Annotated in this window: 12 protein-coding genes; 5 read left to right on the top strand and 7 right to left on the bottom strand. The window is 70.5% G+C overall.

The features are described from left to right. Positions 1-21: 21 nt before the first annotated feature. The 3 genes from ACQP1N_RS34170 to ACQP1N_RS34160 form a co-directional block, all read right to left on the bottom strand. On the bottom strand, positions 22-1,788 hold the full coding sequence (locus ACQP1N_RS34170; RefSeq protein WP_433228400.1) for an ABC transporter substrate-binding protein: 1,767 nt from the start codon (positions 1,786-1,788) through the stop codon (positions 22-24). A 181-nt stretch (positions 1,789-1,969) separates the two neighbouring features. Continuing rightward, positions 1,970-3,049, bottom strand: coding sequence for an inositol-3-phosphate synthase (locus ACQP1N_RS34165; protein WP_067806348.1), 1,080 nt, complete (start codon positions 3,047-3,049; stop codon positions 1,970-1,972). Positions 3,050-3,158: 109 nt separating this feature from the next. After that, positions 3,159-3,782 (bottom strand): PadR family transcriptional regulator, encoded by a 624-nt coding sequence (locus ACQP1N_RS34160; protein WP_067806345.1) that lies wholly within the window; start codon positions 3,780-3,782, stop codon positions 3,159-3,161. Positions 3,783-5,117: 1,335 nt separating this feature from the next. On the opposite strand from ACQP1N_RS34160, the gene ACQP1N_RS34155 reads away from it, so the two are divergent. The 3 genes from ACQP1N_RS34155 (at position 5,118) to ACQP1N_RS34145 (ending at position 12,089) form a co-directional block, all read left to right on the top strand. Then, on the top strand, positions 5,118-7,697 hold the full coding sequence (locus ACQP1N_RS34155; protein ID WP_433228399.1) for a transglycosylase domain-containing protein: 2,580 nt from the start codon (positions 5,118-5,120) through the stop codon (positions 7,695-7,697). A gap of 206 nt (positions 7,698-7,903) precedes the next feature. Further along, positions 7,904-10,522 (top strand): transglycosylase domain-containing protein, encoded by a 2,619-nt coding sequence (locus ACQP1N_RS34150; RefSeq protein WP_433228398.1) that lies wholly within the window; start codon positions 7,904-7,906, stop codon positions 10,520-10,522. Positions 10,523-10,628: 106 nt separating this feature from the next. Beyond that, positions 10,629-12,089, top strand: a complete 1,461-nt coding sequence (locus ACQP1N_RS34145; protein WP_433228397.1) for a glycosyltransferase family 87 protein — start codon at positions 10,629-10,631, stop codon at positions 12,087-12,089. 8 nt (positions 12,090-12,097) lie between these two features. Here the strand turns inward: ACQP1N_RS34145 and ACQP1N_RS34140 are convergent, their stop codons facing one another. After that, on the bottom strand, positions 12,098-13,024 hold the full coding sequence (locus ACQP1N_RS34140; RefSeq protein ID WP_433228396.1) for a MerR family transcriptional regulator: 927 nt from the start codon (positions 13,022-13,024) through the stop codon (positions 12,098-12,100). Between the two features lie 249 nt (positions 13,025-13,273). Between ACQP1N_RS34140 and ACQP1N_RS34135 the strand changes: the two genes are divergently transcribed. Continuing rightward, positions 13,274-13,741: a barstar family protein gene (locus ACQP1N_RS34135; RefSeq protein WP_433228394.1), complete on the top strand. Its 468-nt coding sequence runs from the start codon at positions 13,274-13,276 to the stop codon at positions 13,739-13,741. A 35-nt stretch (positions 13,742-13,776) separates the two neighbouring features. On the opposite strand, the gene ACQP1N_RS34130 is transcribed toward ACQP1N_RS34135, so the two are convergent. The 3 genes from ACQP1N_RS34130 to ACQP1N_RS34120 form a co-directional block, all read right to left on the bottom strand. After that, positions 13,777-14,163 (bottom strand): DUF4190 domain-containing protein, encoded by a 387-nt coding sequence (locus ACQP1N_RS34130; protein ID WP_433228393.1) that lies wholly within the window; start codon positions 14,161-14,163, stop codon positions 13,777-13,779. 177 nt (positions 14,164-14,340) lie between these two features. Next, entirely contained in the window at positions 14,341-15,108 is a 768-nt protein-coding gene (locus ACQP1N_RS34125; protein WP_433228391.1) for a deoxyribonuclease IV, read from the bottom strand. 53 nt (positions 15,109-15,161) lie between these two features. Further along, complete coding sequence (locus ACQP1N_RS34120; RefSeq protein WP_067793483.1) at positions 15,162-15,467, bottom strand: hypothetical protein; 306 nt, start codon at positions 15,465-15,467, stop codon at positions 15,162-15,164. 221 nt (positions 15,468-15,688) lie between these two features. Between ACQP1N_RS34120 and ACQP1N_RS34115 the strand changes: the two genes are divergently transcribed. Beyond that, positions 15,689-15,856: a hypothetical protein gene (locus ACQP1N_RS34115; protein ID WP_165488316.1), complete on the top strand. Its 168-nt coding sequence runs from the start codon at positions 15,689-15,691 to the stop codon at positions 15,854-15,856. The last annotated feature ends 26 nt before the right edge of the window (positions 15,857-15,882 follow it).

Raw genomic sequence — 15,882 nt, 5'->3', positions numbered from 1 at the left:
CCACCTCGCCCGCCGGGGGTTCTACGGGGTCAGCCACAGCCGGGTGTAGTCGTAGCCGGCGGTCGCCGGCAGGTACAGGGCGCCATGGACGCGGGACGAGTGGAAGAGGGGCTGGGAGCGGTCCAGGAGCGGGACGATCGCGGCGTCCTCCATGATCTTCTGGTCGGCCTGCTGCCAGTAGCCGGCGGCGTGGCCGGCGTCGCGGGCGGTGAGGGCCGCGTCGATGAGTGCGTTGACCTCGGGGTTGTCGTAGCCGCCGTAATTGGCGGAGTTCCGTCCGTGGCCGCGGCCGTCGAACAGCGGCTGGACGATCGAGCGGCCGTTGTCGCCGTACCAGTCGGGCACCCGGTCGGGGGCGGCGATGTCCCATTCGCCCGCGCGGGCGCGCGCGGGCGCGCCGGCGTGGAAGGAGCCGCCGGAGTCGGCGATGAGCTTGGTCTTGACCCCGCAGGCGTCGAGGTCGTCCGCGATGGACCGGGCGATGAGCTTGTGGACGCCGTCCGTCCGGTGGGGGAACCTCAGCGTGAGCTTGGGGCGGCCGGCCTTACCGAGCAGTTCCCGGCATTTGGCCGGATCGCCGGATTCATCGGGCGTCGGATAGTGGTTCACGGACGCGTATCCGGAGGTGCCCGGCGGGATCACCGTGTGCAGCGGCCGCGCCACCGACGGCCCGCCGACGATCTTGATGAGGGCGTTGCGGTCGATCGCGTACTCCAGCGCCCGCCGCACCTCCCGCCTGCCGAGCGCGCCGCCGTTGCCGGGACCGCGCGTGTTGAACACCAGGTACGGGCTGGTGTTCGGCGTCTCCCTGAGCGCGAACCGCGGGTCGTTCCGCAGCCGCGGGATCGCGGACACCGGGACGGGCAGGTCCCACGCGAGGTCGGCGGCGCCCTGCTCGATCTGCCGCTGGACGGCCTCCGGCGAGTCCTGCCCGAGCGTGATCCTGATCTGCGCGGCATGCCGCTCGCGGAGCGGGTCACCGTCCGCCCGCCACGCCGGGTTGTGACCGAGCACGTAGGAGACCCCCGGACGGTATTCGGTGATCTGGTACGGGCCGTCCGAGATCGTGTGCCGCCGGAACTGCGGGCCGTCCGGCACGTACCCGTCGTACTCCTTCGGCGCGGCGGCCGTGTACGGCAGCGACAGCAGGTGGAGGAAGTCGCTCGCGGGGCGCTTCAGCGTGAACACGAGCGTCCTGTCGTCCTTCGCGCGGACACCCGCGATCTCATGGTCGCGCTGGTAGGCCGCCATCGCCGCCGGGTCCTCGGCGTCGACGCCGCCGTAGCCGCGGCAGAACTCCTCCATCCCCTTGAGCGTGGAGATGAAGTACCCCTTCCCGGCGGACGGCGCTGCCGGGTTGCAGAGCCGCTTGAAGCCGCGGACGAAGTCCTGCGCGGTCACCGGACGCGGCGGCGCCGTGTTCCACCGGACGCCCTCGCGCAGCCGCACCGTGTACGTGCGGCGGTCCTTGCCGATGCCGCCGTTCTCGCGGGTCGGGATCCGCTCGGCCACGTCCGGCCGGACGGGCAGTGTCTCCTGGAAGTCGTTGGACGCACGCGTTCCGAACAGCGTCCGCGCGAACGTGCGGGCGAGCCCGTACGCGCCGGTGTCCGACACGGCCGCGGGGTCGAGATGCCCGACATCGGACGACCCGATGATCCGCAGCGTCCCGCCGTCGCGGGGCCGGCCCCCCGCGGACGCGTCGTCCCCGCCCGCCGCGCACCCGGCGAGGCCCACCACCAGCCCCGTCAGGCCCGCCGACACCCTGAGCATCTCGCGTGCCGTCACGTATCCCACCTCGAAGACTCCGAACCTGGCGTGCGGTCACCGGCGGTGTTCCGGAGGTCTACAGAGTGACGGATGGCCGGTACATCACCGTTTCTCCAAAGAAGTAAGGACGCCCTGACAGTGGGATGTCCACTGTCAGGGCGTCCTTCGGGAACTTTGTGATCAGACTCTCAGGCGCCGCTCAGCGCTCGACCTCGCCGCGGATGAACTTCTCCACCGCCTCGTGCGCCTGGTCGTCGTTGTACTGCTCCGGCGGCGACTTCATGAAGTAGGAGCTGGCCGACAGGATCGGGCCGCCGATGCCGCGGTCCTTGGCGATCTTGGCGGCGCGGACCGCATCGATGATCACGCCGGCGGAGTTCGGGGAGTCCCAGACCTCCAGCTTGTACTCCAGGTTGAGGGGCGTGTCGCCGAACGACTTGCCCTCCAGCCGGACGTAGGCCCACTTGCGGTCGTCCAGCCACGGCACGTGGTCGGACGGGCCGATGTGCACGTCCGCCTTCGCCATCTCGTGCGGGATCTGCGAGGTGACCGACTGCGTCTTGGAGATCTTCTTGGACTGGAGGCGCTTGCGCTCCAGCATGTTCATGAAGTCCATGTTGCCGCCGAAGTTGAGCTGGTAGGTGCGCAGCAGCTCAACACCGCGGTCCTCGAACAGCCGGGCCATCACGCGGTGCGTGATGGTCGCGCCGACCTGCGACTTGATGTCGTCACCGACGATCGGGACGCCCGCGTCGGTGAACTTCTGCGCCCACTCGGGGTCGCTGGCGATGAACACCGGCAGCGCGTTCACGAACGCGACCTTGGCGTCGAGCGCGCACTGGGCGTAGAAGCGGTCTGCCTCCTCCGAACCCACCGGCAGGTACGACACCAGGACGTCCACCTCGGCGTCCTTCAGCGCCCGCACCACGTCGACCGGCTCGGCGTCGGACTCCTCGACCATGTCCAGGTAGTACTCGCCCAGGCCGTCGAAGGTGTGTCCACGCTGGACGGTCACGCCGGTCGGCGGGACGTCGGCGAACTTGATGGTGTTGTTCTCGCTGGCGTGGATGGCGTCGGACAGGTCCATCCCGACCTTCTTGGCGTCAACGTCGAACGCCGCGACGAACTCCACATCGCCCACGTGGTACTCACCGAACTGGACGTGCATCAGGCCGGGAACTCGCGTGTCGGGGGCCGCGTCCTTGTAGAACTCGACACCCTGGACGAGCGAAGAGGCGCAGTTCCCCACACCCACGATGGCTACGCGCACCGAACCCATCCGGTTGCTCCTTAATCTCTAGCGGTTGCGATCCACGCCCGCCCGGAGGGCGAACGCCACCTGTGATGGGACATGAGGTGGGGCTCACCCATCCCGGTTGAGGCCGCCGTCAGCGGCGCTTGTCCCGAGGCATGTCCTGATCGATCTGCTTGGCTGACTGTGCTTGCTGTTCCTGCTCGGCCCGCTCGCGTCCGATGAGCTCGTTGAGCCATCTGACCTCGCGCTCGACCGACTCCAGCCCGTGGTTCTGCAGCTCCAGGGTGTAGGAGTCGACCCGCTCGCGGGTCCGCGCCAGCGCGGCGCGGAAGCTCTCCAGGCGCTCCTCCAGCCGGCTGCGCCGGCCTTCGAGGATCCGCAGCCGGACGTCGGCGCGGGTGTGCGAGAAGAAGGCGAAGTGCACGCCGAACCCCTCGTCCTCCCACGACGCCGGACCGGCCTCGGTCAGGAGCCGCTGGAGGCGCTCCTTGCCGTCGGCGGTGAGCTTGTAAACGATCTTCGACCGGCGGCTCTGCAGTGCCAGCGGTGTGTTCGCCTCGTCCGGACGGTCCTCGACGATCAACCCGTTCGCAAGAAGCTGCTTGAGACACGGATAGAGGGATCCGTAGGAGAACGCCCGGAACATGCCCAGCAGGGCGTTGAGCCGCTTGCGCAGCTCGTAGCCGTGCATTGGGGCCTCGTGCAGCAGCCCGAGCACGGCGAGCTCCAGCACGCCCGCGCCCTTCCTGGCCGCCATCCCGGTTCCCTCTCGCAGAAGCCGATGTCTCGATCCGATGTATCGAGCTAATGTATCGGCTCGATACATCGACAAGATACGTACCGGCTCCCTCCATGGCAAGTGGCCGCCCGGCGCCCGCTGTGCCGAGGTGGGGGGCGAATGCGGCAAGTTCAGGGCGTATGTGGCGGAAATATGTCAAAGTTACGGCTGGAACCACCTGGCCATGTCGAGCGTCCTCAGCCTCGGGGTACCGGCCCCGGACGGCGGACGCGAAGGAGGATCCACCCGGCCGTTTCCATCGGCAGGGGCGCTGACCAGCCAGGACGGAACTTCGCCGTGCCTGCGCTCCCCCCCGCTCACCAGCCCGCACAGTACTCTTCGGACGGCGCACGAGTCGCAACAAGGACCGGGGAACGCCCTTGGCCCTCGGCAGCAACCGTTGTCCCCCGTTGATGAGGTCGCGTGAGTAATCCAAGCCAGCCCCGACCAGAACCCGGGTCGCAGAGGCCGGGCGGGCAGCAGAACCCCCGTCCCGGCGACTCCGACGACCCCGGCCGTCCGGACGCCCCCGGCGAGTCCGCCTGGACCCATCCCGCGGGCCCGCCCGGCGTGCCGCAGGACCCCGGCTTCCCGGGGCTGCCGGAAACCGGCCAGAGCCCCGGCTTCATGGGCGGCTACTCCGTCCCCGGCGGCCCCGGCGCCGCCCCGCCGGGCCCCGCTCCCGGGACTCCCGCTCCCGGGACCCCGTCACCTCCCGAATCTCCCCGAGGCCGCCACGCCGCCCCCTTCGGTGACCCTCTCGCCTCGGACTCTCCGGCCGCGTCCAGCGGCGGGTTGGGCGGACATGGCATCCCCGGAGGATCGCCCGGCGGACAGGGGCTGCCCGTCAACCCGCCGTCCCCGGGCCCGCACACTTCCCTCCCCGGTGCCTTCGCCCAGGGCGGCCCGGGCGCGTCCGGCGCGCCCGGTGGCTCGTCCGTGCCGGGCGGCCCGGCCGCGCCCGGCGGCAACGGCCCGTCCGGCGGTCCGGGTGGACCCGGCGGTCCGGGCGGCCCCGGCACACCCGGTGGTCCGTCCGTTTCGGGTTCTCATGCCTCGCCCGGCGGCCCCTTCGCGTCCGGTGGGCAGGCCATGCCCGGCGGACCGGGAGCGCCGGGTGGCCCGGCCGGACCCGGTGGTCCGGGCCCGTTCGGCGGCCGGCCGGGTGCGCAGCCCGGGATGCGGGGCGCAGCCGGAGCCGGCGGTGCTCCCGGTGGGCCGTGGGCTCCGGGCGCGATGGGTGGAATGCCCGGCGCCGGTGGGCCGCGGGCTCTGAACGCGCCGGGGGTGCCCGGTGCGGCCGCCGGAGCCGGCATGGCCGGGGCGGCCGGGTTCGGTACGCCCGGTGCGCCGCCCGGTGCGCCGCCCAAGCCGGCCGTGCTGGAGAAGCTCGGGGAGCTCGGGAAGGCCGGGCAGGAACTCGGCGCGAAGCTGACCGCGAGGTTCAAGAGCACGGGGGTGCGGGCCGCCAACCGGTCCGGTGGGCCCGCGGGTCCCGGAGGCCCGGGCGGCCCCGGTGGTCCGGGCGGCCCCGGTGGTCCGGGCGGTCCCGGAGGCCCCGGTGGTCCGGGCGGCCCCGGACGGCATGGGACGCCGCCTTCCCCGAAGAAGGGGATTCTCGACCATCTGCGGTCCCGGGAGTCGGGGTGGCGGCGGTTCCTGCCGTCCTGGAAGCTGGTGGCCGGTGTCTGCGGGCTCGGCATCGCGGCGTTCATCACGCTGATCTGGGTCGCGTACGAGAACACGCCGACGCCCGAGGAGCCGACGGTCGCGGGCGTGGAGGACCAGGCGTCGATCTTCTACTACACCGACAAGACCGAGATCGGGCGGATCGGGAAGAAGCGGCAGAGCGTCGAGCTGAAGCAGGTCCCGCTGTTCGCCCAGGACGCGGTGCTGGCGGCGGAGAACCGCAGCTTCCGCACCGACCCCGGATTCTCGGTCACGGGCACGACGCGGGCGGTGTGGGACAACCTGACCGGCGGGTCCGGCGGTGGTTCCACGATCACGCAGCAGCTCGCGAAGAACTACTACTCCGACCCGAACAACCGGACGGTCAGCCGGAAGTTCAAGGAGCTGTTCATCTCGGTGAAGCTGGAGGACAAGCACTCCAAGGACGAGATCCTCAAGCTCTACCTGAACACGATCTACTTCGGCCGCGACACGTACGGCATCCAGGCGGCGTCCCGCGAGTACTTCGGCAAGAACGTGTGGGAGCTGAAGCCCGACCAGGCGGCCGTTCTCGGCGGCATCATCCAGAACCCGAACCGGGACCCCGGCGAGAAGGCGAACCAGGCGTGGGTGATGGGGCGGTACCAGTACACGCTCAAGGGCATGGTCTCGATGGGCAAGCTGAGCCAGGCCGACGCCGACAAGTACATGCGGCAGCTACCCAGGATCAGCAAGCCGGGCAGCGGTAACCAGCTGTACGGCGGCCAGCGCGGCTACATGCTGATGCGCGCCAAGGAGGAGCTGCGCCGGCTGGGCATCGACAGCAAGGAGCTGACGACCAAGGGCCTGCGCGTCTACACGACGTTCGACCGCAGGCGGATGGTGATGGCCCAGCGGGCGGCCGAGAGGACCGTCCCGCAGGTGAACCCGAAGAAGCTCGCGAAGAAGAAGATCCGCGTCGGTCTGGTCTCGGTGAACACGGCGAACGGCGAGGTCGTGGCGTTCTACGGCGGGCCGGGCTACCTGGACCAGGAGTTCGACAACGTGTGGCAGGGCTCGGCGCAGGCCGGGTCGGCGATGAAGCCGTACGTCCTCGCGACGGCGCTGAAGCAGAACTACAGCCTGAAGAGCCTGGTGGAGGGACGGTCGAAGACGCCGATCGGCCCGGACGGCAGCGTGGTGTCCAAGGACGACCCGGGCGCCGTGATCGTCCCGAACAGCCATGACGTCGGCCCCGCGATCGACCTGGTCACGGCCACCAAGGACTCGGTGAACACCGCGTTCATCCAGTTGATGGGCAAGGTCGGCATCGACGACGTGATCAAGACGGAGACGGACGCCGGCATCGCGTCCGATCTGCTGACGCCGCACAAGTGCTGCCTGAACCTCGCGCTGGGCGTCAACAACATCCGCCCGATCGAGCAGGCGGCCGGCTACGCGGCGTTCGCCAACGGCGGCGTGTACCACCAGCCGCACGTGATCCGCCTGGTCAGGAACAGCGACAACAAGTCGGTCCGGCTCAAGCCGAACTACGAAGAGCACCGGGTGTTCAACGCGAAGGTCGCGGCGGACGCCACGTACGCGATGCAGCAGGTCATCAGGAGCGGTACCGCGACGGCGGCGGCGCTGCCGGACGGCCGCCAGGCGGCCGGCAAGACCGGTACCACCGACCGGAACGTCTCCTCCTGGTTCGTCGGGTACGTCCCGCAGTTCTCGACCGCGGTGACGATCTACAACGACGCGACGGGCCCGGACGGGAAGAAGAAGTCGGTGATCCTGCCGGGCGTCGGCGAGGTGCAGGGCGGCACGATCCCCGCCCGCATCTGGCGGGCCTACATGGCGAACGCGTTGCAGGGCGTGAACGCCCAGGCGTTCCCGCCGCCCGCGTGGGGCGGGATCGTGCAGAAGTGGGCGAAGCCGCCGGAGAAGAAGAAGGACGAGGACGGCAGGCCGCCGTGGTGCAACTCCCCGGTCGGCCAGTACGACCCGCGCTGCCAGGGCGAGGGCGGTGAAGGCGGCGAGGGCGACATGCCGCCGTGCCAGTCGCCGTTCCCGGACGGCGACTGCAACCCGAACAGGCCGCCGAGCAACCCGCCGCCGCGGTGGTGGTGCCAGCTCCACCGCGACTATCCGGCGTGCCGCAAGCGCGGAGGCGGCCGGGGTTTCGGCGGAGCCGCCACACAGAGCCTCGCGCCTCTGATTCCATTGACCAGGCCACCGGAATGAACCGGTGGGCCACCGTCACCCGAACCGTCCACATGAACTTGGGGGTGTGACATGGAGCATGTTCGCGAATTGCCGCACGCCGGCGGCCTCGATCGCGCGTGCCCGCCCGGCCGGAGGAAGGGCGGCACCGGCTCATCCGCCTCGACGGTCCCGGGGGCACAGTACGCTCGGACGGCGCACAGCCGTCCCCCAGTTGATGAGGCCGCGTGAGTAACCCAAGCCGATACGGACCGGACCACGGACAGAGTTCTGGCCGGCGGGGCCTTCCCCGCCCCGGCTCCCCCGGCACACCGTCCGGCTCGCCGCCGCCCGGTAGGACGCCGCGTCCCGGCGGCAGGACGGGCGGACGTGCCGGCGCCCCCGGCGGTGGCCGGCGGCGCGGCGCGCCCGCGGCCTCGCGATCGGGGCCGGGCGGCCCACCGCCACGCCGCGGCCCGGGCGGCCCGGGCGGCCCGGGCGGACCCGGTGGCCCCGGCGGTCCGGGTGGGCCGGGCGGTCCCGGCGGCCGCGGCCCCGGCGGGGCCGGCGGCGGCTCCGGAGGCGGGGACGGCTTCTGGGGCGGCGAGGGGCGCGGACGGCGCGAGAAGCACTCCGCGGACACCGAGAAGAAGACCGGCTGGCGGCGGTACATACCGTCCTGGAAGATCACCGTCGCCGTCGTCAGCGTGATGATCCTCGGCATGGCCGCGCTCGTCGTCGTCGCCTACGCCAACACCCCGCTGCCGACGAAGGCGCAGCAGGACGCGCTCCGGCAGGAGTCGGTGATCACCTACGCGGACGGGTCCCCGCTCGCCCGGGTCGGCACCCACCGCGAGGACATCGCCCTGAAGGACGTGCCGGTCTTCGTCCAGAACGCGGTGCTCGCCGCGGAGGACCGCAACTTCTGGACCGAGCCCGGTATCTCGCCGACCGGCATCGTGGGCGCGTTCTACCGCGCCGCGACCGGCGGAGACGTCGCCGGCGCCTCGACGATCACCCAGCAGCTGGCCCGTAACTACTGGGCGAACCTCAGCCGGGACCGCACGGTCAGCCGCAAGTTCAAGGAAATCCTCATCTCCGTCCGGATGGGCAAGGAGATGGACAAGAAGAAGATCCTTGAGCTGTACCTCAACACCGTCCCGTTCGGGCGCGACTCGTACGGCATCCAGGCGGCCTCCCGCGCCTACTTCCACAAGCCCGTCACCAAGATCAACGTCTCCGAGGCGGCGGTGCTCGCCGCGATGATCCAGCGGCCGTACTACTTCGCCAGCTACGGCCCGGCGTCCAACCCGGCCAAGAAGGCGCTGATCGACCGCTGGACCTACGTCCTCGACGGGATGGTCGAGCAGAAGTGGCTCGACTCGAACCAGCGGGCGGCGGCGAAGTTCCCGCAGACGCAGAAGCAGTGGAGCGACGTTCCGAACGACCCGAACTCCGGCTACCTGGAAGCCCGCGTGCTCAGCGAGCTGAAGGAGCTCGGCATCGACCGGGAAAGGCTGTCGACCGGGGGCCTGCGGATCACGACCACGTTCAACAAGGAACTGCAGGACTACACCAACGTGGCCGTCAACCAGATCAAGAAGGAGAACGGCCTCAAGTCGGACATCCAGTTCGGGCTCGCGGCGGTCGACCCGAGGACGGGCGGGGTGGTGGCCGCCTACGGCGGCCCCGACTTCCGCAAACAGCAGTTCGACAACTCGTTCCAGGGCAAGGTGCAGCCGGGTTCGTCCTTCAAGCCGATCGTGCTGGCCACCGCGCTCGACCAGGGCGTCAGCCTGCAGACGACGATGGACGGCGCCTACAAGCGGACCATCAACGGTGCGACGTTCACCAACGACAGCAGGTCCGAGAACGGCATCTACAACCTGAAGCAGATGACGGCGATGTCGATCAACACGGCGTACGTCGACCTGGGGCAGAAGGTCCAGTTGACGAACGTCATCGACATGGCCGCGAAGATGGGCATCCCGAAGGACACCCCGAACCTCAACCCGACCTACACCTCGCTGCCGCTCGGCGTCATCGACACGAGCCCCGTCACGATGGCGTCGGTCTACTCGACGTTCGCCGCGGGCGGGAAGCACCGGCAGGCCCACGTGATCGCCAAGATCACCGACGCCAAGGGCCACACCGTCGTGAACAACGAGAACAAGCCGCTCAGCAAGCTGCCCTGGGAGAAGCCGACCCAGGCGTTCTCCGAGGGCGTCGCCGCGGACGCCACGACGGCGATGCGGGCGGTCGTCACGTCCGGTACCGGTACGCGCGCGAGCCTCGGCGCCCGCCCGGTCGCCGGCAAGACCGGTACGACGGACGAGAACAAGTCCGCCTGGTTCGTCGGCTACACCCCGGAGCTCGCGACCTCGGCGGCGATGTGGCGGCAGGACAAGAGCGGCCGGCGCAAGTCGCTGGTCGGCGTCGGCAACTACAGCCAGGTCTACGGTGGTACGGTTCCGGCCGAGCTGTTCAAGCGCTTCATGCTGAAGGCACTGGAGGGCAAGGAGATCAGCCAGTTCCCGCCGGCGGCGAACGGCGGCAGCATCGCCCCCTGGGCGAAGGCGAAGCCGACGCCGACGCCGACGATCACGCCGACGCCGTCGAACACGCCCACCTGCCAGCCGGGCCGGCCGCAGCCGGGCTGCCCGTCGCGTTCGCCGGAGCCGCCGCAGTCGCCGACGCCGGAGCCGGGAGAGGGGCAGCCCTGCAACGAGATGAACCTGCCGCTCGGCTGTGACCCGAACCTTCCGCCCACCGGGGACAAGACCTGGTGGTGCGCGAAGCCGGAGCACCGCAACGACCCCGCCTGCCGGAAGGAGAATCCCGGCCCCGGGACTGAGAACGGCGCCTGATCGGAGCCGGCACGTGCGATGAGGACGGCCCGGAGCCCGCGGTGGCTCCGGGCCGTTCTCCGTGATGGCGATCAGGGGCGGCCCGGGACGAATAGTCTTGCTGTCCATGTCGTCGTCTTCTGAGAGGCTCACCATGCCCGCCGACATGCCCGCCGACAGCGAGGTGGCGGACCCTCCCGGCCGGCTGAGGCGGCTCGCGCCGGTGCTGACGGGGCTGACCGCCCTGGTGTGCCTGCTCGGCTGGCTGCAGAAGCAGCCGTGCGCGTCGGTGCGGTTCGACTTCATCAAGACGACGACGAACGCGTGCTACACCGACATCTATCCGCTGTACTACGTGCGCGGGCTGAACGACGGCAAGATCCCGTACTTCGACTCGTTCACCGGATCCGACATCCACTACGTCGAGTATCCGGTGCTCAGCGGCGGTTTCATGCAGTTGGTCGGATGGCTCGTCAAGCCGTTCGGGGCGGACGATCGCGGGCTCGCGTTCTACCACGTGACCGCGCTGATCCTGGCCGTCCTCGCGGTGGTGGCCGTTCTCGCCACGGCGCATGCGGCCGGACGGCGCTCGCTGCGCGCCGGCCTGATGGTGGCGCTGTCCCCCGCGCTGCTGCTCACCGCGTACATCAACTGGGATCTTCTCGCGGTCGCGCTGTCCGCGCTGGCGGTGGCCGCGTGGTCGGCGCGCCGCCCGGCGCTCGCGGGCGCGATGCTCGGCCTGGCGATCGCCGCGAAGTTCTATCCGCTGCTGTTCCTCGGCCCGCTGGTGCTGCTGTGCGTCCGCGCCGGGCGGTGGCGCGCGATGGGACGGCTGCTCGCCGGCACCGCGGCGACCTGGCTGCTCGTCAACCTGCCCGTGATGGTTTTCGCGTGGGACGGCTGGACGGAGTTCTACACCTTCAGCCAGAAACGCGGCGTCGACTGGGGCTCGATCTTCTTCGTCCTGCAGGACCACGGGCTGGCGGAACCCGCGGCCGACACCGAACTGCTCAATCTCCTCGGTACCGGAACGTTCCTCGTGCTCGCCGCCGGTATCGCGGTCCTGGCGCTCGCCGCGCCGCGCCGGCCGCGGCTGGCGCAGCTGATGTTCCTGGTGCTGGTCGCGTTCATGCTGCCGAACAAGGTGTGGTCGCCGCAGTACGTGCTCTGGCTGCTGCCGCTCGCGGTGATGGCGCGTCCGAAGCCGCCCGCGTTCATCGTCTGGCAGCTCGGCGAGATCGCCTACTTCTTCGGCATCTGGTGGTTCCTGCTGTCGGTGTCCGGCCAGACTCCGGGCCAGGACCTGTCCGGCACGGTGTCGGCGGTGCTGAGCCTGGACGCACCCCAGGGCGGCATCAGCCAGGACGTCTACTCCCTGGCTCTTCTCGCGCGGTTCGCGACCGTCCTCATGCTGGCCGCCCTGGTGGTGTGGGACATTCTTCGCCCGTCCGGTGACGTGGTCCGGTCGGACGGGGAGGACGACCCGGCCGGGGGCGTTCTCGACGGCGCCCCGGATGTGATCTCGCTGGGGCGCTGGCGCGGCGCCCGCCACGCCGGCGCCCCCGTGCCGTCCCAGCCGTGCCCCTAGTCGCGCCCCTAGTCGCGCAGGGCCTCGATGAACCATTCGAACGACGGGGTCATCGCGGGCCAGGAGGGCCAGCCGTTGATGATGGCGATCAGCTGCCAGTAGCGTTCCGCGCGGCGGTCGGTACCGATCTCCGTCCGCTTCCGCAGCTCGCGCCGGAACTCGGCGTCGTCCGTGGCGCCGAGGGCCTCCGCGTAGGCGGCCACCAGCTCGTCGACGATGGGACGGGCCGCGTCCGAACGGGGCTCGATGCCGTCCGCGATCGCCGCCGCGATCTTCTCCCCCGTCAGCCGGCCGAGCCGCGCCGGGTCTTCGGGATAGGCGGCGTTCTCGGTGTCGGCGGCCTGGAACTCGGCCATCCGCCGCACCGCCGCCCGGAAATCGGGGTCGCCGACCAGCTCGGCCAGCTCCACCCAGGCGTCGACCTGCGCGGGCTCGGGATCGTCGGGCAGCTCCGGTAGCGCGGCCCGCATCTTCGCCGCGAAGTCGGGGTTCACGTCGAGTCCGGCGAACGACTCGTCGATGAAGTCGGTGATGATCCGCCGGCGCTCCTCGTCGGACAGCCGGGCGAGCTTGTGCATGAGTTCGATCTCCTCTGGGCTCGATCCGCGTTTCGCCACCGCCCGCAGCACGGCCCGGCGCAGCCGCAGCGTCCGGATCTGCACGTCCAGCGCCTCCGCGTGCGCCGCCGCGACCTCCCCGACGCCGATCTCGTGGTCCAGCACCCGCTGGACCGTGCCGAGATCGACGCCGAGGTCGCGCAGCGTCCGCACGAGGTCGAGGCGCGCGACGGCCTCCGCGTCGTACAGCCGGTAACCGGCCGCGGTACGGCAGGTGGGCGGCACGACACCCGCGTCGGAGTAGAACCGGATCGTCCGCACCGAAAGGCCGGTCCGTCGCGCCAGTTCCCCGATCGTGTACAAGGTGTCGCCGTCCATGCCCCTCACCCTGGGCCCTCCACCCGCTGGAGACTCAAGGCCCATCGTGCCCGTGCTCGCGTCATCGCCGGTCGGCGTGCTGCGCCGGGCATGCGGTGCGGCGGTCGCGGACGTGGGTGCGGAAAGTCTGTGTCCGAAATCTGGCTATGTGGGGGATTTCGAGGGGAATGTTGGGGAAATGCTCGCGGCGGGGCGGGGCACCCCGGCCACTCGCGAACCGCGGGGACGCAGGAACCGCCGGGAGAGGACGTGAACGCGAACCAAGCACTCACCAGGCTGCTCGCGGGTGGGCTGACGCCGGGCGTCTACCAGTGGCGGACGCCTCCGGTGCCGGGCGCGGTCGGCGACACGAGCTGGACGGAACGGGCCGAGGAGGCCGGCTGGCGCGGCTTCCACCTCGACGGCCGCCGCGCCCGCGACAAGAACGCGTTCCTGCGGCTGTGCGCCGACGTGTTCGAACTCCCCTCGCTGGCCGGCGGCGACTGGGGTGATCTCGGCGACTGCCTCGGGGACCTGTCGTGGACGCCGGCGAAGAGCGGCTACCTGGTGCTGTACGAGTCGTGGGCCGAACTGGCCGACGCCGACCAGAGGTCGCTGCGCGTCGTCCTCAAGGTGTTCGGGGAGGCGGTCAAGGTGTGGCGTGACACCTCCACCCCCATGACGGTGCTGATGTCCAGTGTGGGAGTGGAGGTGGCGGGTGTTCCCCGGCTGGCCTGAGCCGGCCGGCCCCGCGGCGGCCCGGCCGGGGCGGGTCAGTAGGTGCCGGTGGTGGCGCTGCCTCCCACGATCGCGGCCCAGAGGCCGATGTAGAAGATCCAGAAGACCAGCCATCCGGCGGAGACGATGTAGCCGAGGACGAGGCCGGCGACGGCCATCCCGTGACCGCCCTCGCCCGTCCGCTTGATCTGGCCCAGTGCGACATGCCCGAAGATCACCGCCAGGATCGACGTCAGGCCGCAGGCGAGGAAGCCGATCAGGCCGCACACCATGGAGGCGGTGGCCATCCCGTTGGTCGGCGGGACGGCCGGCACGGAGGACCCGTAGTAGTGGTGCTGCACGGCCGGGGGCTGCTGGGAGTAGGACTGGGCGTAGGGATCCTGCGCCCCGTAGCCGTAGGGGTCGTAAGGGGGCTGTGCCATGTGCTTCCCGATCGGTTCGCGCGCCCGCCGCCGGAGAGAACGCGCGTGCGCTGAGGGCTTGGTTCCGGATTATGCCAGTGTGACGTGACCTTCGGATTCTGTCGTCAGGCCGGTTGCATGCGGTTTAGATGCGGCGGCCGCCAGGGGGGTTCCCGGGACGATTCCGACTTTGCTTCGTCAGAGCTTGGAACGCAACCATGCGATGTCGTCGGCCTGGCCCGCCACCGGCGTCTCGACCACGACCGGCGCGCCCGCGGCCCGCACCACCGTCAAGATCAACTTTGGGTCGATGCCGCCCCTGCCCAGGTTGGCGTGCCGGTCGGCGCCCGACCCGAACGCGTCCCGGCTGTCGTTGCAGTGCACCAGGTCGATGCGGCCGGTTATGGCCTTGATCCGGTCGACGGCGTCGACGAGTTCCTCACCCGCCGCGTGCGCGTGGCAGGTGTCGAGGCAGAAACCGAGCTTGGAGTCCAGCCCGGGGACCCCGGACAGCACCTCCCACAGCCGCGCGATCCGATCGAACTTGCGCGCCATGGCGTTTCCGCCGCCCGCCGTGTTCTCGATGTAGACCGGAATCGGACACTCGACCCGCTCGAACACCTTGCGCCAGTTCTCGAAGCCCGTTTCGGGGTCGTCGTCCTTCAGCACGTGCCCGCCGTGCACGATCAGCGCCTTGGCCCCGATGGACGCGGCCGCCTCCAGTTGCTGGGTGAGGTTCTTGCGGCTCGGGACGCGGATCCGGTTGTTGGACGTCGCCACGTTGATCGTGTAGGGCGCGTGGATGTAGACGTCCACGCCGGAGCCCTCCAGCGCCTCGACGCCCTCGGGGAGGACGGGCTTCTTCCAGCCCTGCGGATCGCCCAGGAAGAACTGCACGACGTCGGCCCCGACCGCGCGGGCGTTGTCGAGCGGATGGGTCTGGTCGACATGGGCTCCGATGCGCATGCCACGAGCCTAGCCGCGCCCTACGACGGCCAGGGCGTCCTTCCGCCGGGCGGTCAGATCGAGAAGCCGCCGTGGCTCAGCGCGAAGGCGCCGCCGACGAACGCGGCGACCATGCCGACCACGTTCAGCCAGCGCTCGTTCGTCGTCGCCGAGATCATCTGCGAGTACAGCGCGAGCGGCAGGCCGATCACGCCCAGCACGGCGCCGGGGAAGTGGGTCGCCGGAATCCAGCCCAGGATGAGGGCGGCGATTCCGATCGTGACCGCGACGACCGCGAGCACGTCCTGATACCGATGGGACTCGGGCCTGGCCTCTGCGCGCGCGGCCGGCCGCCGTGCGCCGGGTGCCTCCGTTGGCATCGGACCCTCCTCGACGTCGTGGCACCCGCGCCTGGGGCACATGGTGAACGCGGGACCGGACGGACCGTGTGTGTAAAGGAATTCCCACCCGGAGCGAAGATCAACCAGCGTGGGGGCGCGGAAATGTCGGAGGCACCCGGTAGTGTCGAACACAGATTCGAGAACACCGGCCCGGGTCCGATCCCCCGAGGGGAAGCGGGGGAGAGCAGGAGGTGCACACCGTGACGAAAGCGGAGTTGGGGCTCATCGGCGACGCCGAGCTCGTGGAGGAACTGTCGCTGCTGACGACCCAGACCGCCCGGATGCGGGCCCGCATGGCCGACATCATGGCCGAGCTGGAACGGCGCCGCTGTGCCAAGCGCCAGCCAAGGGCCCAGGCCCGCCACTGACACGCCATGGACGAGCCGGCTTCTGC

The organism is Actinomadura formosensis (assembly GCF_050948385.1).
GTDB lineage: Bacteria > Actinomycetota > Actinomycetes > Streptosporangiales > Streptosporangiaceae > Spirillospora > Spirillospora formosensis.
The sequence above is the reverse complement of the archived record's forward strand: the minus strand, read 5'-3'. Positions and strand labels throughout refer to the sequence as shown.